The organism is Pseudoalteromonas sp. S1609 (assembly GCF_005887255.1).
GTDB lineage: Bacteria > Pseudomonadota > Gammaproteobacteria > Enterobacterales > Alteromonadaceae > Pseudoalteromonas.
The window spans coordinates 1-259 of the sequence record NZ_PNDJ01000286.1 but is presented as its reverse complement, the minus strand read 5'-3'; the positions used below and the strand labels follow the sequence as shown (position 1 = coordinate 259).

The following is a 259-nucleotide window of genomic DNA, read 5'->3' as shown; positions in this document are numbered from 1 at the left end:
GCAACCAATTGGCAAAATCTATCGTATCACTCGATACATACTGCGCTACCGGGCCATCAGTTAAAATACGATCACTGCTCATTAAACCGCTTATTCGCTGCGCTATGATCAGAATAAAAAATAATACCACCATATAACTACCTGGTGCAGAATGGCCCACATCATTTATTTTTTTGCCGCTAAAAGAAGAATGGGCCGATTTAGTAGAATGCAGTAATGGCGATATTGTTGGCGTTTTTCGGCCGATAAGCACCCAAAT

The 259-nt window shown here is 41.3% G+C and carries 1 pseudogene; it reads right to left on the bottom strand.

The features are described from left to right. Positions 1-259: pseudogene (locus CWB76_RS19765) on the bottom strand (cytochrome b/b6 domain-containing protein); the annotation flags it as partial.